This is a genomic window from Bacillus cereus group sp. MYBK227-1 (assembly GCF_051916325.1).
In the GTDB taxonomy this organism is placed as follows: Bacteria; Bacillota; Bacilli; order Bacillales; family Bacillaceae_G; genus Bacillus_A; species Bacillus_A cereus.
In genome coordinates, this window is sequence record NZ_JBQAGK010000002.1 from 681,652 (window position 1) to 703,619 (window position 21,968).

The following is a 21,968-nucleotide window of genomic DNA, read 5'->3' on the forward strand; positions in this document are numbered from 1 at the left end:
CCTCATTGTCAATATACGACAATAGGTGCTTTTTTGCGTGCAATGAAGAAAAAATAAAAGATTCATTTTCACTCTATTTCATCTTCGAATTACATGTTATAATTTGGAAAAAATATATTCTTAATTTTTAGATAATTAAAAGGTGGTAGATAATATATGAGTACATTAAAGAAAATTACTAATAATATTTCGAAGGTTATTATAGGAAAAGACGAATCGATTGAACTAGCAGCCATTGCTCTAATAGCAAGAGGACACATTTTATTAGAGGATGTACCTGGGACAGGAAAAACAACATTAGCGAAAAGTTTGGCTAAAAGTGTGGACGCTAAATTTCAAAGAATACAATTTACAGCGGATACTTTGCCTGGAGATGTTATTGGCCTTGAATATTTTGATGTGAAGGAATCGGATTTTAAAACGAGGTTAGGTCCTATTTTTGCAAATATCGTATTAGTGGATGAAATTAATCGAGCTGTACCGAGAACACAATCTTCGTTACTTGAGGTTATGGAAGAGCGTACGGTTACAATTGCGAAACAGACACATTCATTACCAGAACCTTTTTTAGTTATAGCAACGCAAAATCCACTCGAATCAGCGGGCACATTTCCTTTACCAGATGCTCAATTAGACCGATTTTTACTTATGATTCGCCAAGGTTATCCTACGAGAGAAGCTGAAAAGGAAATGATGAATCGGTTTCAAATGAATGATCCGTTAGAAACATTACACTCTATTATTTCAAGTGAAGAAATTATTACGATGCAAAAGCGTGCAAGAGAAGTGTTAGTAGGGAATGATGTGCAAGATTATCTTCTTGAAATTATTGAAGCAACTCGTAACCATGAGTTAATTGAAATTGGTGTAAGCCCTCGGGGAACGTTGGCATTTATGAGAGCGATTCAAGCACGGGCAATATTAAATGAAAGAGATTACTGTACGCCAGATGATATTAAGACGCTCACTGCATCCGTTTGTGCTCATCGTTTAACGTTAACAATTGAGGGAGAGATGAAAACGACGAAAGAACAAATTATGAAAGAAATTCTTCATACGATTAGTGTGCCAGTGGAGAATGTACGATGAATCAACAGCTTGTGTATACACCTTTAGCGGAGCCTTTCGTAATGGGGGTTATGTCAGTTGTAGCCGTTATTTTAAGTGTATTTTCAAGTAATCTACTGTTTTTATCTCTCGTATTTTTATATGTAATTTTAATAGGTGCTATGCATGTATATATACGTAAAGTATCTCGTGTTGAATGGGAATACAGTCAAGGGAATTCGAATGTTTTTATAGGTGAAACGAATATGTGCAAAATGAAAATTTCAAACAAGTCGATATTTCCTATTCTTAATATCGTATTTCGATTTAAATGTGAAAATAAGCTAACTTGGAATCATGATGAAATAAACAAAAATCATAGTACAGGTTCAAATTATTATATGAATTTTAATTTAAAAGGAAGGGAGTCAGTTTCATTTGATTTGCAAGCTGTAGCGTTAAAAAGAGGCATCGCGAAATGGGAAGAAGTTGAAATTGTTATTACTGATCTCTTTGGATTTATAACGAACCATATAACATATAAACAAGTTGATACGCCCTCTTATTTAGTCTTACCAGCTGTTCCGAAAATACAAGTTCCTGAATTACAAGAATGGTCACGAGGATTTCGAAAAGCGATGTCTTCACCCTTATATGATGAAACGAAAGTAATGGGAGTAAAGTCTTATGAAAATGAAGATTTTCGTTCCATCCACTGGAGTGCAACAGCGAAAACAGGGACGATAATTGCGAAAAAGTATGAGCGAACACAATGTGATAAATACGCGATTTATCTCAACTTGCAAAATAAAAGTGGTGTTTCTTTGCGAAATGATATAGAGGAACTAATTGAATTAACAGCAGGTATATGCAAACAACTTCTTATACAAAACTGTTCGTTTGAAGTATGGATCAATAGTGTAAAAGATAACGGTTTGCTACATATAAAAAATGGGGATAATCGGAAACATTTGCAAAATGTATTAAGGATACTTGCCTCGATATCAGACCAAGATACGCCTATATCTTCTTCTTACTTTTACACAGCAGGCTTTCGTCGAAAGGAACTGGATGCGGTTCCTTTAATTATTGGTACTTCACCAAAGAAATACAGTAGAACGAATAAATGGATTGTAATGAAAGAATAAGAAGGGGCTTATGTCATGGTGAATAAAAAGCGACATATGAAAGTGAAGTTATGGAGTGTGAGAACTTTAATCATACTTTTCTTTGCGATTAGTGCGATAACGTTATCACAAGGTATTGTGTATGTACAAGACATAGTAAAAGAGCGTTTTTTCAGTAAGACTAAGACAATATCGGAAAGAAATTATGACTTTACTAGTATAGGTGAAAATTTTGATGATTCCAAAATAGATGAAGATGAATATGAAGAAGTAAAAGATACGGGTATAAGAACGAAAACGGGTAAAAAATTTCAACCTTTCGAAAGAGAAAGTCTATGGAGTGACGTGCTTTCTGTTCTTTCAAATGTATGGATTACTATAGTTTTTTATGTGATAATCGCAATATTAATTATATATGCCATCTGCAAGTATATTAGGAACAAATTGATGAGAACAGAAATAGTACAGGAGAAAGAATCGATCACAAAGCAAACTGCGGTAAGAAGCATAAAGAATGAAAAAGTCATTCATCAGTTAGAACGGCCGTTACCGACAGATAAGATAAGAAAAACGTTAGTTGAATGGGAAAGAACATTACCATTTCATGAACAGAGAAGGTCCTATGAAACGATACAACAATGGTTAAAAAGAATTTGTAGAACAAGGGATATTATCTCGTTATATGAGTCTGTTCGTTATGGTGAAAAGACGTATACGGATTTAGATGTGGAAGAAATAATGAAGTGGGTAGAGGGAGACGGGAAGGTTGATACATAAATATCCACCTTTTCTATTTTTATACAGAAATTTGATTAACATGAATTATTTTCTTATATGAAACCGTCTTCAAATAGGTAAACAAAATTAACTTTATTTACTTATACTTCATTACATGTTAACCTATACTTAATTTTTATAAATTATAATTAATTTTTGATTTTTTAAGGGTGTGAAAATGTAATGAAATCGGTATTAAAAAGCATACTTATTTCCTTTGTTTTTTCAGCAGTAGGTATGTGTTGGTTACTGTACGTATTATTCAAAGGAGACGGAGACTGGTTATTGTCTTGGATAGGTGTATTAATGGCATATTTATCTTTATATACTTTAATAGATTTATATTGTAAAAATACATACGATAAAAAAATAAATAAATGGCTTATAAAAACATCGGTGACTAGTTTTAGTTTTGCTGTATTAGGAATCTCATTTTGTATCATACATGAGCTATTAACACCGTGGAGTCTTAGTTTAATGGTGTGGTATTGGTTGCTAATGTTAGTATTATTTTTAACAACTATAATATCATTAATCAGTTTAGTATTTGTTAATCGTAAAAATCACAATTTCACCGTTGGATATAGAATGCTCATACTTCTAAATATATTTCTTACACTAGGACCAGTATTATGGCCGCTATTACTTTCTATTATTGGAAATGGTATGAATGCTAGTGCGGGCTGGTAAAAAGGAATATAAATTAGTTGTGTAAAGAATAGGATGAAAAGTTGGTATAGAATTTTAAATGTTTAAGAGAACATGTTTACATAAAAAATGAAAACATGTTCTCTTTTTATTTGCATGCATAACTCTTCCTCAGTTTACCGTATTTAAATTTAAACGTAAGTATTTCGTAAGGAATGGATAAGAAAAAAGAGAGATTTATCATATAGGATGAAAGTATAGCTTGAATCAATCCGATATTAATGGAGGAGAGAAAGCCTTATGAAAAAATGTAATTCAATTAAGTTAGCAAGTTTTGCAGTTTTATTAGCGGGTACTGTTCTATTCACACCTGGTTTTACTGTGACTGCAGAGTCAACTCAAAATATTTCTAGTTCGTCACAAGTACATGATCAAAAGAATCGTAATGGCTGGAAACAAGTAATGCAGGAAACAGTACAGCTTGGTGCTGTAGGAATATTAGCTAAGGCGTCTAACAACGGAAAAACTAGTAGTTTTACTGCTGGCGTGGCGGACTTAAGTACAAAGAAGCCGGTGAATTCGGATTATCGCTTTCGGATTGGTAGTGTGACGAAGACGTTTATTGCGACGACTGTGCTTCAATTAGTAGGAGAAAATCGCTTACAACTTGACGATCCAATTGAAAAGTGGCTACCAGGTCTCGTGCAAGGAAATGGGTATGATGGTAATCAAATTACGATACGACAACTTTTGAATCATACGAGTGGTATCGCTGAATACTTAAAGTCAAAAGACGCGGACATAATGAATTCGAAAAAAACGTATACAGCAGAAGAAATAGTGAAAATAGGCCTTTCGCTGCCTCCAGATTTCTCGCCGGGTAAAGATTGGTTGTATTCAAACACAGGATACGTAATACTAGGAATGCTTATTGAAAAAATAACTGGAAATAGTTATGCGGAAGAAATCGAAAAGCGAATTATTGAACCTTTGGATCTATCAAATACGTTTTTACCAGGAAATTCACCCGTCATTCCAGGAAAGAATCATGCTCGTGGATATGTGAAAATGGAAGGAACAGGCGAGTTCAAAGATATTACGTATTATAATCCGAGTTTAGCTAATGCAGCTGGAGATATGATTTCTAATGCGGATGACTTAAATAAGTTCTTTTCATCTTTACTTGGTGGTAAGTTACTGAAGGAACGCGAGCTAAAAGAAATGCTTACTACAGTTCCTATAGAAGGCAAAGGGGTTGGTGACGCATACGGTCTTGGAATCTATGAGACTAAACTTCCAAACGGTGTTTCAGTTTGGGGGCATGGAGGAGGAATTCCTGGATTTGCAACTTTTGCTGGGGGAGTAATTGGAGGCAAACATACATTAGCTATCAGTCTTAACTCAATAGGTGGGGTCGATATTGTTCCGCAGTTAAATAAAATGATGCAAATTGAATTTAATAAATAGATGAAAAGAAAATGAATAGAATTTTGTTATAGTTGTATTTAAAAGAGGTGCTTTTTTAAGTTCGCAACTATGGGCAGTAGTTGCATTTATGATATGACATCAAGTGTATTCCAAAGTGAAAATCAATCTTAATGCTTACGACAAAATAAAAAAGGATGTCAGTTACATGACATTCTTTTTTATTTTGGATAAAAGAGGTATGTATATAGTTCTGAAAATTGTTGTTTTTTAAATTTTTACATATAATGAAGGGTATAGGGGCACCAATAGGGGAGTTATGAATGGAAAATACTTTAGTTAGTTAAATATTACTCGTTTTAATCAAAATAATTATGAGTTGATTTGGAGTTGAATACAATGGGGAAAAATCATTATAAATGGAGTAATAAACAATTACGAGAACATGTTGAAGTACTAGATGGTAAGAGAAGCACACACATATTATTAAAGAATGCAACATATTTAAATTCTTATATGCGCGAGTGGATGACAGCGAATATTTAAATATATAATGATCGAATTGTATACGTAGGGGAGCAGCTGCCAGAGCAATTAACGGAGTGTGAAGTTGTTGATTGCGAAGGAAAGTATGTCGTACCCGGTTACATAGAACCACATGCACATCCGTATCAGTTGTATAACCCAGAGACGCTAGCGAATCATGCGATGCAGTTTGGGACAACAACTTTTATTAATGATAATTTAACTTTATTTTTCACATTAAAGCGTGAAGAAGCATTTCGTTTATTAGATGAATTCAATAAGATTCCAGCAAGTATGTATTGGTGGTGCCGTTTTGATGGACAGACTGAATTGCAAAACGGAGAATCTTTGTTTAATCGTGAAGAAATAATAGAGTGGCTGCAGCATGAAGCGGTTCTTCAAGGCGGCGAGCTAACAGCATGGCCAAAACTATTACATGGCGATGATGAAATGTTAACTTGGGTGCAGGAAACGAAGCGATTGCAAAAGAAAGTAGAAGGACATTTTCCGGGTGCATCTGAAACGACTTTAGCGAAGTTAAAACTGTTAGGTACAGATTGTGATCATGAAGCGATGACAGGGCAGGAAGTTTTCACTCGTCTTATGCAAGGTTACACTGTTTCCCTAAGAAATTCTTCAATCCGCCCAGATTTAGAAGTTTTACTGAAAGAATTGTTGGAACTAGGCGTAAAGCAGTTTGATAGATTCTTTTTTACAACAGACGGCTCACATTCTTCGTTTTATGAAAATGGAATGACAAACGTAATGATTTCTACCGCGATAAAACAGGGAGTGCCAGTAATAGATGCATACCATATGGCAAGTTATAATATTGCTCGCTATTATAATATGGAACATGTACATGGTTCGATTGCGACAGGTAGAATTGCTAATATCAATATTTTAGAAAGTAAAGAAAACCCAGTACCAATTAGTGTCCTTGCAAAGGGGAAATGGGTGAAGCGTGACGGTGTAAATACGCATGAAGCATTACATATAGACTGGAGTAAATATAAAGTAACTCCATTATCATTAGATTGGTCAATAGAAAAAGAGGATATGATTTTCTCTAATAAAACGGGGATACACTTATTAAATAACGTTATTACAAAACCATATACTAGTGAAATCAATATAGACTGTGATGAATTATCCACAGATCATGATGAATGCTTCCTCATGATGATTGCTCGTGATGGTACTTGGCGAGTAAATACAGTTGTAAAAGGTTTTGCGAAAGAATTAGGTGGTCTTGCTAGTTCTTATTCCGGCACAGGTGATATGATTCTCATTGGAAAAAGTAAAGAAGATATGCTTACAGCTTTTCGTAGAGTAAAAGAGCTCGGTGGTGGAATGGTCGTAGCAGAAAACAATGAAGTGTTACACGAAATAGCATTACCATTGCTCGGGATTATGTCTAATTTAAAAATGAGTGAATTAATACAGGAAGAGAAACAGATGGTGAAATTACTACAAGAGCGTGGCTACGCGTATGATGATCCAGCATTTACAATTTTATTCTTTTCTGCGACGCACTTGCCTTTTATACGAGTAACACCTATAGGATTATATGATGTGAAAAGTAGTAAGGTAGTTGCCCCGCCCGTGAATTTGATAAAGCAATATTAAAAGGAAAGATCCTATAAAAATTTTATAGGATCTTTCTCATTATTAGCATAAGAATATTGTAAGCCTCAAATGATATAGTATCTAAATCATTTGAGGTGATATGTAAATATGAAAAAAATATTTTACATTTTAAGCGTATTTATTCTGTGTGTATCAATACAACACGTTGTACATTCCCAATCAGATGCACCAGAATTATCTTCGGATTGTCTCGAAGAAAGAAAAGTTAGAGATGAAAAGCATGTGAAGAATATAATACAGGACATTAAATCCACATTTAATTTAAATATTGATGAACATAGTTTTTGGGAAGTAAGTAAAAGAGATCTGGAGGCTGCTCATTTGATGTATGGTGGAAAGGAAAATGATTCTTATTATAATTCGCTAACTAAAATTTATGATAGTGGTGGATTTAGCGAACAGCCCAGCTTATTTGTGAGGGCGCAAGAAGCATTTTTACTTTATAAAGTAAAAGATAATATCAATGTAATGAAACGCCTAAAACTAGACGTTGAAAAAGGGGAATGGCTCGTTATAAAAACGAAAAAGAAGAAAGGGAAAAAAGTGAAATTCAAGCTGTTGCAATGTGAAAAAGATTATATGAAAAAGAGAAATGAATAACAAAATACTTATTCATACTGTTTTTATTCAACGATATTTTGCTGTTGATGTGAAATAGAAAAAGGTAAACGAACATATTAGCTTTATGGAATATGTTTGTTTACCTTTTTTTGAGAGATTTAATAATTGGGGATTATTTACTGGCTAATGAACTTATAATATTCAATGAATTTGTTCTTCATAAATATTAGATTTTGTGTCAAATGATTTATACATTGCCGAACCACCTATGTATATTTTATTCTACAGTATTTATAAAAGAATGTTGGCTATTCATAAGAAATATGATTGGCACGGTTTTTGCTTGTATTACATGTAAGGAAGGGAGATTGTATGTAAGGAATCTGTACTCGTAATAGTATAAAACAAGCTACTATTGCATTATTAATCATAGTTGTATTTATAGCGGAACTGTAAATACATACAAATAAGTGGGTTTTTTGATTTCGAAATTCTGAATTTTCTTTTAAATTATTAGGGGGCAATGGGATGGTTAAATATTCGAAAATTTCTAAGTGGATTCTTGGTGTTGGATTAGTGACAATAACATGTAATGGTTTGCAAATTCAAGCAGAGACAAAAGAGCAAAATGTGAAGAACGTATTACAAATGGAGCCGGTAGGAATACAGAAATCTGTTGATGAATTGGCGCACCCTTCAAAAGTACAAGAAAATGCATCTTTTACAAAACGGTTAAAATTAGCGGATTTATCACAGCGTCCACTAGCACCAACCGATAATATTAAACCGTTAGCTGAAGAAAAAAAGTATTCAATGGCTGAGTTAAATCAATTAAATAATAAACAATTAACTGATCTTCTTGTGACAATTAAATGGTATCAAATTCCGGAATTATTTCAGTTTAATAGTGATAGTCTTAAATTCTATCAAGATGATAGCCGAATGCAAGCAATTATTAATAAACTAGCAGAACAAGGACAAGCTTATACGAAAGATGATTCAAAAGGGATTGAAACATTAGTAGAAGCTCTACGTGCAGCATTTTATTTAGGTTTTTACCATGATGAATTAAGCAAACTAAATGAGCGTAGCTACCATGATAAGTGTTTACCAGCTTTAAAAACAATTGCAAAAAATCCAAATTTCAAACTTGGTACATCAGAACAAAATAAAGTAATTGCATCATATGGAAAATTAATTGGAAATGCATCAGCAGATGTTGAAACGGTTTTATATGCAGGTGAAATTTTTAAACAATATAATGATAATCTTGCAACTTTCATTGAAGACCGAACAAAAGGAGACGCTATATATGAGTTGATGAAGGGAATTGACTTTGATATTCAGACGGATATGTACACGACTGGAAAAGAGCCAAAAGATACGATGTGGTTTCGGAATATCGATAACTTTATTAATGAAGTAAATCGTTTTGCACTACTTGGTACAGTAACAAATAAAAACGGATGGTTAATTAATAATGGAATTTATTATGCTGGCCGATTGGGCAAGCTTCATAGCACGCCGACAAAAGGACAACAAGTTGTTACAGATGCAATGCGAATTTATCCATATTTAGGAGAGCAATACTTTGTTGCGGCAGAACAAATTACTACAAATTATGGAGGAATAGATGCGAATGGAAAAACTGTAAATTTAGATCAAATTCGAGAAGAAGGTAAAAAGAAATATTTACCGAAAACGTATACGTTTGATGATGGAGCAATTGTCTTTAAAGCTGGGGATAAAGTTAGCGAAGAGAAAATTAAACGTCTATACTGGGCGGCAAAAGAGGTGCGTTCTCAATTTTATCGTACAGTTGGTAGCGATAAACCACTTGAAAGTGGACATGCTGATGATGTGTTAACGATGGTTATTTATAATAGCCCAGATGAGTATCAATTTAATCGTCAACTGTACGGATATGAAACGAATAATGGTGGGATTTATATTGAAGGGACAGGAACTTTCTTTACATATGAACGTACACCAGAGCAAAGTATTTACAGTCTGGAAGAATTGTTCCGCCATGAATTTACGCACTACTTACAGGGAAGGTACGAAGTTCAGGGATTATGGGGCCAAGGGGAAATGTATCAAAATGAACGTTTAACATGGTTTGAAGAAGGGAATGCAGAGTTCTTTGCAGGTGCAACTCGATTAGATAGTGTAGTACCGCGAAAAAGTATAATTGGCGGGTTATCTAATGATCCTGCAAAACGTTATACAGCATCACAAACGTTAAATGCGAAATATGGAACGTGGGATTTTTATAATTATTCGTTTGCGCTGCAATCATATATGTATAATAAGCGCCCAGAAATGTTCGATAAAGTACATGATTTAATTCGCGCAAATGATGTTTCAAGTTACGATGCATACCGTGCTACATTAAGCAAAGATAATAAGTTAAATGAAGAATATCAATCTTATATGCAAATGCTTATTGATAATCGCGATAAGTATACGATTCCACAAGTATCAGATGAATATTTAACTCAACATGATCCAAAATCGCTTTCGGACGTTACTTCAGATATTACGAATGAAGCGAAATTAAAAGATGTGAAAGTAACAAAGAATAAATCACAATTCTTTAATACATTTACACTACAGGGAACATATACAGGAAGTGTGGCTAAAGGAGAAGTTGAGGACTGGAAAGTGATGAATGAAGCAACAAATGATATGTTGAAACGTCTTTCAGGAAAAGAGTGGACTGGATATAAAACATTGACTGCTTATTTTGTAAATTACCGTGTAAATAATGCTGGGCAATTTGAATATGATGTTGTGTTTAGCGGAGTGAATACGGAAGAAGGTACGGCTGTAGAAAAAGAACCAAATAATTCATTTGAAACAGCAAACCCACTATCTTTGAATATTTTGTTAAGAGGAACCTTGAGCGATCAAGATCAGGGGGATAAATTTGTTATTGATGTAAAGGATCAAAAAGATTTACAAATTTCTGTTACGAACGAACAAAATCTTGGACTGAACTGGGTATTATATTCTGAATCAGATTTAAATAATTATGTAGCTTATGCAACAAAACGTGATGGAAACAAATTGCTTGGAAATTATAATGCAAAGCCAGGGAAATATTACTTAAGTGTATATAAGTATGGTGGTGGAACAGGGAATTATACGGTACAAGTAAAATAGTTTACTATAGTTTGTTTTGAAAGGCTACTTATCGCATTTTTTAGCGAAATAAAGTATGTAATGTTAAACATTAAACTAAGCCAACATATCCCTGTTCTAATTATAGAACAGGGATATGTTGGCTTTATATTTTCAAATTAAATAACCTCATTGGATTTTGACAAGAAAATAATTAATATAGATTTGAATTCTCATTCGTAAAGCATGTTTTAATCTTCTTAATGCTCTTTCATTTTTGTCTCAATGCTTGTTTTCAAATCAGTTGATACTTGATTGAAATACCCCAAAACGATCTCCCTAATATCATCGGATATAACTTTCAAATCACTAGCTAAGTTTTCAGCGAGATGTTCTTTTTCTATTGGCTGTAACTTCGTATAAAATTCACCAGCCTGCGTAAAGTCATCCTGTTTCATTATAGAAGTTCTTTCAAGTTTACCTTCAACGTACCTTCCTTCACCGGTTGTAATTTGATTAGCAGGTGTCCAATCTTGCTGCTGGTTAATCGTTAATTTGCGAAATTCTGGACCAATTCTTCTTCTTTGTGAATCACTGTAAATGTTAGCGCGCCCTTGCAGCATTTTATCATCTGATAGTTCTGCACCATCCAGTAAATTAGAAGGAGAGAATGCGACCTTTTCTACTTGTTCCATAAAATTTTCAGGATTTTTATTTAATACCATTTTCCCGACTGGTATGAGAGGATACGTCTGTTCATCCCATACTTTTGTGTCATCTAAAGGATCATAAGAAAGGTGCGCTTCATCTTTCGGATCCATGAGCTGGACGTATAAACCATACTCCACTGGTTTACCATTTTCAATAGCATCATATAAATCTTTCCCGCTATAATCAGGATTTTCAGCAGCTAATTTAATTGCTTCTTTACTAGTAATGTACTGTACACCTTCAAATGGGTACCAATGATACTTTACATACTTTCGATTACCTTCCGCATTTCTCCATACATATGTATTAACACTATGTCCTGGAATGTGGCGAAGACTTTTGGCCGTACCATTATTAGAGTATAAACGGACAACAAAATGAATAGATTCAGGTGCTTTAGCGACAAAACTCCAAAATCTATTAGGGTCTATTAAGTTATTTTTAGGTGAAGGCAATAATGCTTGAATCGTTTCAGGGAAACGCATTGGATCACGAACAGAAAAAACAGGAATGTGATTACATAGAAGGTCAAAAATTCCTTCTTTTGAATAAAATTTTGTGGAAAAACCGCGTACATTTCTAGCAGTATCTGGTGTTCCTTTCGTACTAACAGCTAACGAAAATCGAACCATAACAGGAACTTTCTCATTAGAATTTTGTAAAAAACTTAATTTAGTATGTTCAGACATCGAATATATCGTTTGAAAATAACCGAACGCACCAAATCCTTTTACATGAACAGGTCTTTCTAAAATTTTTTCATGAATAAATTGTTGTAATGACTCATGCAGTACACTATCTTGCTCTAGTACGGGTCCACGTGAACCAACTGTTTGAGAGTGAAATTTAGCTGGTTCAGTAAGTTCTCGATGTTTATTAAAGTCTTCTTCTAATAATTTTTTCCTATGTTTATCATATTTTTCATTCATCGATATAGCCTCCAAATTTTTTCGTCGATTGTTACTAAATATGATTTTATAGTCTCGATTATGTATGACATACAAAGTTCAAAGCAGTAACATACCGCTAGATGAAAAAAACACATATGTAGTGGACCTGTTGAAATAGAAGAAATTATGGAAAAATGAATATCGGGAAGAGAAAGCACACGTTTTAATAAAAAATGTGGAAGAAAACCACTATTAAAATTTCAATCTTAAAACTTAATTTATAAACGATTATATAGAGAATAAACGTTAAAAAAGGAAAAATAACTAGGAGGAATTTAACATGTCGGATTGGTTTCAATTAGATAAAGAATATATGATGTCTACATATTGTCGGACAGAGGTTGCAATGGAAAGAGGAGAAGGATGTAAACTATATGATGTAGATGGTAAAGAGTATTTAGATTTATTTTCTGGCGTAGGAGTAAATGTACTAGGATACAATCATCCTAAAATTGTACAAACGACAATGGAGCAAGTTGTGAAATCGTTGCATTTACCGTTTCATTTCTTAAACCCAGTTGCAATTGAGTATGCAAAGAAATTAGTAGAGTGTACTTTAAAAAGCGGAAAAGTCTTTTTTACAAACTCTGGTACGGAAGCAACAGAAACGACATTAAAATTAATTGATAAATATAGATCTATTGCGAATGAGGAGCGTGACGGAGTAGTTGTGTTAAAAGATAGTTTTCACGGGAGGACGTTAGGGGCACTACATTTTACGAGACAAGAAAAGGTATATCAAAATTTCCCTAAAACATCTATTCCTGTATACGAAGTAGAGCGTGAGAATATAGACCAATTAGAGGAGACCATTATTAAAGAAAAACCAATTGCGATTATGCTAGAGCCTGTTTTAGGAAGTGGGGGAATTTATCCTTTATCAAGTAAATATTTGCATGGTGTTCAAAATTTATGTGAAAAATATAATATACTTCTTGTCGTTGATGAAGTTCAAAGTGGTATGGGTCGAACGGGAAAACTATTTGCTTATCAAAATTTTAATATCACACCGGACATTATTCAAATTGGTAAAGGAGCAGGAGGCGGGATACCGCTAGGAGGAATTATTGTAGGTGAAAAGTTATGTGATGTATTTTCACCAGGAGATCACGGGACAACGTTTGCTCATTCATCAATGGGAACAGCTTTAGGTTTAACGGTATTAAATACATTACTTGATGATGGGTTAATGCAAGAAGCTTATGAAACGTCACTATATTTGAATGACAAACTGCAAGACATTCAGAAAGAAAATTCTTATTATATACAGGAAGTGCGTCATGCTGGCATGATGTTTGGAATTAGTCTGAATGATACGAATGAAAATGTGAAGAAATTACAGGTTGAGCTAATGAATAAAGGAATGTTAGTCGATGTAACACAAGGGAATATTATTCGATTACTTCCGCCGTATATTATTACGAAAGAGGAAATTGACGCATTTATGAATCAGTTTATTATTTGTTTAGATAAAGTTGCTGCTGTAGTAAGTGCTTAAAAATTAAAGCTATATTTTATATAAAGTGCACTCTAATTGTTGGGGATAGTTTACAATTGGGGTGCATTTTTTATAGTTGAATTTTGTAAAATACAGTCGTTTGTATATGATAACGGAAAAATAGAAGGAATTTCGTTATATTTGAGTGGTGAAGAAAAGGGAAAGTAAGTATAAAGATAGTAGATAAAGCGGGTGGTTTAAATAACTAATGATAGAACGTTTTGAAAATAATAGCATACGAATATATAAATAATAAGAATGAGGTGATATATTGGAAAATAATGATATTCAATTTACTTCTTTACAAATGAGAACGGATAAATATGGTTGGGCTAGTATTCAATATACAAATAAAAAGCAGGCTATCTTATATACTCAAAATAGAGGAGTAGAATGGGATGTTGTCAATCCTCTTAATTCAATTGTATTATTTGGGTATCCAATAAACGCTCGAAGCTCTTGGGCATATGGTTTAACAAAAAAGAACGCCGATTTATTGCCAGCTATATTTTATACAGTTAATAGAGGAGAAAGGTGGAGTGAGTTTATTTTACCGGTTGAAGAAGATTGGGAGAAATCGACTGATGTTCAAGTGCAATTGCATGCTACGAATATGGATAGTATATGGATTGTATTATCTAGAAAGCTTGCATCAAATAAATTTGAACATAATTTATACTATTTGAAAACGAAAGGGAAAGTTTGGAAAGTAATAAAAAATATAAGTATTAGTGATAGTATTTCAGGGATAACATTTATAAACGATCTAATTGGGTTTATTTCATTACAAAAACATTATGAAACATCAACGGTATTTAAAACAATAAATGGTGGGGAAAGTTGGCATCCTATAAAAGATATTCCAAGTCTTGAAGGAATTAATAATGGGACTGCTATGGCTTATAAAGCAATCTATAAAAATAACTTATTAGTAATACCAACTAAAAAGAATGATGATGTATTTTTAATGAATTACTCATTTGATAAGGGGAATTCGTGGCATATTTCAAATAAAACAATAAATACTAGTAAAGTGGCTGTTTCGTTTTTTAGTTCCTATTATGGCTGGGTTATAAATAGTGAAAATGGAAGTGTGTATCAAATAATAAAAAAAGGAGCAAAATGGATTAAAGTATCAAGTAATCCATTGTTAAAAAATGTATTTTGTTTGCATTTTTTTAATCGGCGTAAAGGTTGGGCGTGTAATAAAAAAGAAATATTTACTACAAAAGATCGCGGTATAACATGGAAAAAGGTAGTATATAAAATTAATAATATTGATAAATTTATTTAAAAAAGTCCTAAAGAAATTAGGACTTTTTTTGTTTTTTATGGTGAGAGTTGTAACAAACAATGATAAGAGAAAGGAGGTAAGTGCAGAATTATATTTTTAAAAATAGACGTTTGTTTTCACACAGTATAATTCACTTTTGAATATGTTAATAAAGTAGCAAATTCATAGGAAATGGTAATACTTAATATTTTATGTCACATGATGTGTAAAGGGGGCGTGTAATGAAATCGTTAACGGTTATTATTTTGTACAGTGAAAGAGAGCAAATATTAGAAGAGTCAATTCAATCTATATGGAAGCTAAATCCTCTTGAAATTATAATTTTAGTTCCTAACGATAGAAGTAATTTGTATGAAATAGCAAAGAAACATAAATGCCATATTGTTTTGATGGATAAATATAGTACGTATTATGATGGGTATGAAGCTTCTGTAAAGGCAGCAAAAGGAGATGTATTGTTATTTGTAGATAGTAATTTTTTATTATCCACAAATGAAATGCAGAGATTTATTGAGCCAATTGTTACAAATCAAGCCGATGTAGTTTTAAATAAAATAGATAAATTGATAGAAATAGGTAAATGTCCAAATATGGATATTGTATGGAGAAAAATGTTAAATGAAATTTTAAGTCGACCAGATTTAAAAAGCAATTCAATACTTTCGTTACCATATGCGCTTACGAAGGAAGTAGTGGAAAATATCGGCTTTAATTATATGGAAGATATCGTTCTATCTCATATGAAGATTGTGAATCAAGGGTGGCGGATTAACGATCAATATGCAATCAATACGTTATCTATAGATGAGACTATAGAGGAAGGAGGATATTTAATAAAAAAAGAGTTATCCAAAAATGAAAAAGAGAAAGTAGAAAGATATTTACGCGGTATAGCTAAATGGATAGAGAAAAAAGGAAGAAGAGTAGGGTTTACTGATGCAGGAAAAAGAAGAGATATTGTTCAAAAACTAGGTGAATGTAAGCGATACCCTTCCTATCATCAAGGGTGGGGAATGCATTCTTCAATTTATGATGGGAAGCAACTTTCTGTCATTATACCAGTACAAAATGAAGAAGAGACTATAGAACAAGTAATACTTGAGGCGAGAAAAATAGAACCACTAGAAATCATCGTCGTTGTAAATGGTTCGACAGATCAAACGGCTAATATTGCTAAAAGACTTGGTGTTACTATTATTGAATATAACGAACGACTTGGTCATAATGTTGGACGTGCTATTGGAGCGCTTGAAGCTACAGGAGATATTCTTTTATTTATTGATGGTGATTTTAGTGTTTCAGGAAGTAATTTGCATCATTTTACAAAAGCAGTTTCAGCTGGTGTAGACATAGCATTAAATGATTTGAATCCGATGTTACACCCTCCGTTTTATGTTGTAGACGTCGTAAAATATATGCTTAATTTAGCATATAATCGTCCAGAATTAAGCAATGGCTCATTAGTAGCAATTCCACATGCTATGAGTAGATCATGTTTAGATGCAATAGGCTGGGAAAGCTTACTATGCCCTAGTCTTGCACAAGTAAAAGCAATATTACAAGGGTATAGAGTAGAATGTGTACATTACGTTGATGTTGTAAAACCGAATAGAATTCGTTTAATGGAGAATGTAAGTCACAATGGGCATCCTCCGGCAGTATTAAGAATCATTGGTGATCACGTTGAAGCTCTCTCTTACTTGATAGAACAACTTGAAATGGATGGAAAGGGTGATTAAACTGTTAGACCAGTATAAAATAATTAACATTTCATATGAACAATTATGGCAAATGGATTTTCAAATTACAGAACCATTTATACTCAAGGTTGATTGGGATAAAGTAACGTATGAATTTTTAATTCGTATTAAGCCCGATGCTTCTAACACTATTGTTTTTGGATCCGGAGCAGGTGGGTTTCAAGAACAGCCAATTGGTCCACCTATTTTTCATCGACATTCTTGGATGGATGAATTTGAAGATACTGTTATATATTATAATGACCCTACGTTATATCTTGGAAAATTATCTTTAGGTTGGGGACAGGGAGAGTTAAATAGATTTTATTTACAAGATATAGCAAATATTTTAGAAATAGTATTTGTAAAGTTAAAAGTTGATTCGAAAAATGTGTTGTTTTATGGCAGTTCTGGGGGAGGATTTATGTCTTTAATTTTAGCTGGATTCGTTAAGGGCTCCACAGCTTTCATTAATAATCCTCAAACAAATTTATTAAAATGGATACCTGTACCAATAAATCTAGTTTTCGATTTGTCTTATCCAAATTTATCAAGAGAAGAAGTTGAAGAGAAATTTGGTGAAAGAATTAATGTTGTGAAATTTTTTAATCACATTAAATATGTACCGAATATTTATTTTTTGCAAAATTTCGCGTGTGAATTTGATGTGCAAAATCATTTGCTACCATTTATTTCCGAATTAGAGCAACTTGATAAAGACACGGAAGTAAATCAAATTATAATTGACTTATATTTTGATAAAAAAGCAGGGCATGCAGCTGTAGGGAAGAGTGAAACAATTGAATATATAAAAAAAGTAAAACCTAATCAGACTGTAAAAGAAGAACAAAAAGAAGTGGACCTATCAGTTGTTATAGTTTTAGGAGAAGAAAAATCAAAATTGAATCAAATTTTAAATAAAGTGCAGCATATAAAACCACTAGAAATTATTATTGTAGCTGATGATAGAATGAGTGCGATACAATCTATACCAACATTTGTTGAAAGTAACGTTGTTGTGATTGAGGAGAAAAGTAAATGGAAAGCACCAGTTCATGGGGCAAAAGTCGCCAATGGTGATGTAGTCTTATTTTTAAATGGAGAAGATGTTATTTTTTCGGTAGAATTAGAACGATTTATAGAACCGCTACTAAAAAAGGAACAGGATGTAATTTTAAATAATATAGACTCGGTTTGTTTTGAAAAGATGAGAGTAGAATGGCCAAGCATTGCTATGGTGTATAGAAAAATAGTAAACGATGTATTGGGGCGTATGGATTTAAAATATGATTCGATGTTATCTATGCCATATGCTATTACTAAAAAAGCAATTGAAGACATTGGATATGATATCTTGCAGAACCCTATTCTGTCCCAAGTAACTCTTATTGAGAAAGGGTGGCGACTACAATCCTCGTCAGCCATCACTAACACCTCCTTGAATAATATGCCTGCAAACAAAACCTCTTTCTATAAAAATGGATTAACTAAATTAGAAGTATATGAGATTAAAGAAAATATAAAAGCTTTGGAGAGTTGGTTACAACGAAAAGATGATAGAGGTAATTATACAGATGGAGGAAGAAAAAGAGAAATTATAGAGCAGTTAAAAAAACAAAAGAATTATTCACGTTTCCATAAAGGATGGGGAATGAATTCCTCTATTTATAATGGAAAACAGTTATCAATTATTATACCAGCACAAAATGAAGAATCAACGATTAAAGAAGTTATTCTTGAGGCAAGAAAAATTGAACCGAAAGAAATAATTGTTGTCATTAATGGGTCAACAGATCAAACAGAAGCAATTGCTAAGCAATCAGGGGCAACAGTAATTGTTTATGAAGAAAGATTAGGGCATGATGTAGGACGGGCAATTGGTGCACAAGAAGCGACAGGAGATATACTTCTCTTTATTGATGCTGATTTTGCTATTCCAGCAAAAGATCTTCATCCGTTAACACAAGCTGTTGCGGATGGTGTTGATATGGTTTTAAATGATTTAAATTTAAATCTTAGATTTCCTCTATATATTGTAAGTTTATATAAATATATGTTGAATATTGCTTGTAACCGTAAAGATTTAGGGGTAGGATCTACAATTGCTGTTCCCCATGCTATTAGTAGAAAATGTTTAGAGGGAATTGGCTGGGACACTCTTCACACAGCGTGTGTTGCACAAGTAAAGGCAATATTAGAAGGGTATAAAGTCGAATGTGTCCATTTTGTAGATGTAATGAAACCAAATCGTATTCGGCCACAAGAGCATTTTGCGACGATAGGACATCCACCAGCTGTATTGAGAATTACTGGGGATCATTTAGAAGGACTTTCATATTTATTGAAGAATAAGGATTTTAAAGATTTATTTTAAAAGGTAAATTTGTCTATTGAATGAGTAACTTAAACATTTCATTTATGCAACTTGACGATATTTAGTATTGCAATGAAACTAAAATCAAAAATTTTTATTATTTTTAGCTCAGGTACAAGTGAAGAGCATGTTTCACTGACTGATAGTAAATGAACAAGTAACTAAAAGGTAAAGGCTTCTTTATATATATGAAGAAGCTTTTATCTTTTTTATTTTAAGTATGGAAGGTAAAGAGTAAATAAAGTTGTAACGGTATTTTTATTTTTGGATAAATTGATATTAGATATAAGAAAGGAGGGAATATCTTGTCTTGCATCAATAAAAGTTGTTTTCATATTTCTTTAGAAACTAAAGTCAATCCAAATGGTGGGGCAGAAATATTCGTAAGGTGCAATGATGAATGTTTATCTAATTTTAATGTAATACCGTTTATTGCATGTGTTTCTATTTCAGTAAAGGATGATTTGAGTTTTTTAGTTGATTTAGATAGTTTAATAAAACGTTAATTTTCTATGCAGTTAATAATAAAATAACATCTAATTTATAAGACTTAGTAAGAGAGTCGTGTCCGAATTTAATTAACTGCATATATTGTTAAAAGAAAGGAGGGAGAGTTATGGCATGTACTACGAATAATGTTTGTTTAGATGTGTGTCTTAAAATTACAATTACCCCTGGTAGTGGAATTGATGCAGTAGTCGATTGTGGAGGCACATGTGGGACAAGTCCTACTATTGTAATTAGTCCTAGTGGATCCATTGTTATTACTTTACCATTAGTTGCATGTTTCTCAATTGCACTAAAAGATGATTTAAGTGTTGACTCTTCATTAACAAGCCTCTATTTTCAAACTTCTTAAGAAAGATACAGAAATGAAAAGCCTGCCTGCTACTTTTCTTTTGATCTAATGTAAAAATAAAAAAGATGGTTACAACCATCTTTTTTATTTTGCTATATATTTAAAATGAATTCATATATTATTTGGTGGTAAGAATATACAATTAAAAGCATGCAGTGTTTCTTTTTTGTTCGATGAGGTAAGAAATTGCTTCTATATGATCACCAATGATTTGTTGCGTTGCTAATGAAAGGTAGCCTTCCTGCGAGAAGTGTTTTTCTGGTCGAACTCGATTTATCTTGTCAACGTCGATAGAATGAACATTTTGTACATGCAATCCTGCTAAAATTGTTTTAACTTGACTTAAGGTTGGTGAAAGAAGAGAATCAAACCCAATTGTATCAATGCATTTTCGACTAAAAGCATGAGGGACAGCAGTTGTGGAGCCCATACCTAAATCTTTTCGATTACATGCTAAATTAACAACATGCTTACATGCAGTTACGATAGTATAAGGAACACGATACATGTAGTAGTGCTCTAATTTATTTAAAGCTAAATCGGTTCCATTTTGAACAGATGGTATAAATGGTAATAAATCAGAACTAGGAATTAAGAAATCACCATCAATAAATAATAATATATCACCTTTTGCAAAATATGCACCAACGGCACGTCCGGTATCAATGCCGAGTGCTTCTTTGTAAGTAATAACTGTTGCACCGCAATTCTTCGCCAATTCCTCTGTTTTATCTGTTGATCCATTAACAATAATGATGATTTCTAAAGGTTTTAATTTCTGCACCTCAAAAATGATAGATTCTATCGTTTTTTCTTCATTTTGAACAGGGATAATGATGGATAATTGTTTATTTCCATAAGTATTTGAATAAAACTCTTTACCTGTAATTATTTTGGATATAGCTCTTTGTTCGCCGTTTTGAAGTTCTAAAATAATATCCCGCCTTCGATTATTATCAGTATAGTTTCCTCTTGAATCTTGTAATATATTTACCCAATTTTCAATTGCTTCTAGGTGATAACGAATGAGTTGTTTTGAGGGGAAGGAGGGAATTTGCGGTATAGAAATTTTGAAATGATTGCTAATGCGAAATTTATTTTTAATAATTTTCATTTGTGCTAATATCGGATTTAATAAACTTTCTGGAGTAATTGCATCAAGAATCTCTTTTGTTATTGCATAGGGAGGAAATAATAGTGAGTTAACATGTAAATCTGGACGATGAAAAAAATGATTCGTAACTTGCTGCCAAATCATTTCTATAGTTGGCTTTTGCTTTTGATAAAAAAAGTCATCTAAATTGTTTAATACTATGTCAGCTGATTCGTCTAGTAATGGTTGAAGAAATTGTGTAAGTAAGGAAGATTGGATAATGTAATTTGCATCTAAAAATAAGAGGTACTTACCCTTTGCTTTTTTTGCACCAATTACATAACAATTATTTGATTCTGTCGGTACTTCTAGTGTGATAATTTTACAATTGTAAGATTGTGTAATATCAATGGAATCATCGATACATCCGTTAATAGTAAGGATAATTTCTAAAGGCTGTAGTTGTTCACAGGCTTTCAAAATTTCAGGTAAAACTTTTATGTTATGCTGTATACGAATAATAATAGAAATCGGATTTTTACACATAAGTAGTCTCCTTTTTAATCA

The 21,968-nt window shown here is 32.8% G+C and carries 17 protein-coding genes; 15 read left to right on the plus strand and 2 right to left on the minus strand.

Annotation, left to right across the window (positions count from 1 at the left end):
* Positions 1-156 precede the first annotated feature (156 nt).
* The 9 genes from ACTFRM_RS10545 (at position 157) to colA (ending at position 10,925) form a co-directional block, all read left to right on the plus strand.
* The gene (locus tag ACTFRM_RS10545) at positions 157-1,089 is read left to right on the plus strand and encodes an AAA family ATPase (RefSeq protein ID WP_000105658.1); all 933 of its coding nucleotides are present in this window, start codon (positions 157-159) and stop codon (positions 1,087-1,089) included.
* The gene (locus ACTFRM_RS10550) at positions 1,086-2,195 is read left to right on the plus strand and encodes a DUF58 domain-containing protein (protein ID WP_440043282.1); all 1,110 of its coding nucleotides are present in this window, start codon (positions 1,086-1,088) and stop codon (positions 2,193-2,195) included. The genes ACTFRM_RS10545 and ACTFRM_RS10550 overlap by 4 nt, the downstream gene beginning before the upstream one ends.
* A 15-nt stretch (positions 2,196-2,210) precedes the next feature.
* Complete coding sequence (locus ACTFRM_RS10555; RefSeq protein WP_088322383.1) at positions 2,211-2,951, plus strand: hypothetical protein; 741 nt, start codon at positions 2,211-2,213, stop codon at positions 2,949-2,951.
* 183 nt (positions 2,952-3,134) lie between these two features.
* Positions 3,135-3,641, plus strand: coding sequence for a DUF3902 family protein (locus tag ACTFRM_RS10560; protein WP_000843838.1), 507 nt, complete (start codon positions 3,135-3,137; stop codon positions 3,639-3,641).
* Between the two features lie 258 nt (positions 3,642-3,899).
* Complete coding sequence (locus ACTFRM_RS10565) at positions 3,900-5,066, plus strand: serine hydrolase domain-containing protein (RefSeq protein ID WP_440043283.1); 1,167 nt, start codon at positions 3,900-3,902, stop codon at positions 5,064-5,066.
* A gap of 357 nt (positions 5,067-5,423) precedes the next feature.
* On the plus strand, positions 5,424-5,570 hold the full coding sequence (locus ACTFRM_RS10570; protein ID WP_440043284.1) for a hypothetical protein: 147 nt from the start codon (positions 5,424-5,426) through the stop codon (positions 5,568-5,570).
* Positions 5,571-7,178 carry an adenine deaminase gene (locus ACTFRM_RS10575; RefSeq protein WP_440043382.1) on the plus strand — a complete coding sequence of 536 codons (1,608 nt, stop codon included), beginning with the start codon at positions 5,571-5,573 and terminating at the stop codon, positions 7,176-7,178.
* Between the two features lie 108 nt (positions 7,179-7,286).
* On the plus strand, positions 7,287-7,799 hold the full coding sequence (locus ACTFRM_RS10580) for a hypothetical protein (RefSeq protein WP_440043286.1): 513 nt from the start codon (positions 7,287-7,289) through the stop codon (positions 7,797-7,799).
* Between the two features lie 489 nt (positions 7,800-8,288).
* Positions 8,289-10,925 (plus strand): collagenase ColA, encoded by a 2,637-nt coding sequence (colA, locus tag ACTFRM_RS10585; protein ID WP_069358092.1) that lies wholly within the window; start codon positions 8,289-8,291, stop codon positions 10,923-10,925.
* Positions 10,926-11,143: 218 nt separating this feature from the next.
* On the opposite strand, the gene ACTFRM_RS10590 is transcribed toward colA, so the two are convergent.
* Positions 11,144-12,523: a catalase gene (locus ACTFRM_RS10590; protein WP_088322617.1), complete on the minus strand. Its 1,380-nt coding sequence runs from the start codon at positions 12,521-12,523 to the stop codon at positions 11,144-11,146.
* Between the two features lie 301 nt (positions 12,524-12,824).
* Between ACTFRM_RS10590 and ACTFRM_RS10595 the strand changes: the two genes are divergently transcribed.
* The 6 genes from ACTFRM_RS10595 to ACTFRM_RS10620 all read left to right on the plus strand — a co-directional run bounded on the left by ACTFRM_RS10595 (position 12,825) and on the right by ACTFRM_RS10620 (position 20,308).
* Positions 12,825-14,042, plus strand: a complete 1,218-nt coding sequence (locus tag ACTFRM_RS10595) for an aspartate aminotransferase family protein (protein WP_033695871.1) — start codon at positions 12,825-12,827, stop codon at positions 14,040-14,042.
* A gap of 271 nt (positions 14,043-14,313) precedes the next feature.
* Complete coding sequence (locus tag ACTFRM_RS10600; protein ID WP_440043288.1) at positions 14,314-15,336, plus strand: hypothetical protein; 1,023 nt, start codon at positions 14,314-14,316, stop codon at positions 15,334-15,336.
* Between the two features lie 221 nt (positions 15,337-15,557).
* Positions 15,558-17,075, plus strand: coding sequence for a glycosyltransferase (locus tag ACTFRM_RS10605; protein ID WP_440043289.1), 1,518 nt, complete (start codon positions 15,558-15,560; stop codon positions 17,073-17,075).
* Between the two features lie 52 nt (positions 17,076-17,127).
* Positions 17,128-19,449 carry a glycosyltransferase gene (locus ACTFRM_RS10610; RefSeq protein WP_002041379.1) on the plus strand — a complete coding sequence of 774 codons (2,322 nt, stop codon included), beginning with the start codon at positions 17,128-17,130 and terminating at the stop codon, positions 19,447-19,449.
* A gap of 305 nt (positions 19,450-19,754) precedes the next feature.
* Entirely contained in the window at positions 19,755-19,955 is a 201-nt protein-coding gene (locus ACTFRM_RS10615; protein ID WP_001277646.1) for a hypothetical protein, read from the plus strand.
* A gap of 110 nt (positions 19,956-20,065) precedes the next feature.
* The gene (locus ACTFRM_RS10620) at positions 20,066-20,308 is read left to right on the plus strand and encodes a hypothetical protein (RefSeq protein WP_000752474.1); all 243 of its coding nucleotides are present in this window, start codon (positions 20,066-20,068) and stop codon (positions 20,306-20,308) included.
* Between the two features lie 142 nt (positions 20,309-20,450).
* On the opposite strand, the gene ACTFRM_RS10625 is transcribed toward ACTFRM_RS10620, so the two are convergent.
* Entirely contained in the window at positions 20,451-21,947 is a 1,497-nt protein-coding gene (locus ACTFRM_RS10625; RefSeq protein ID WP_440043290.1) for a glycosyltransferase, read from the minus strand.
* Between the last annotated feature and the right edge of the window lie 21 nt (positions 21,948-21,968).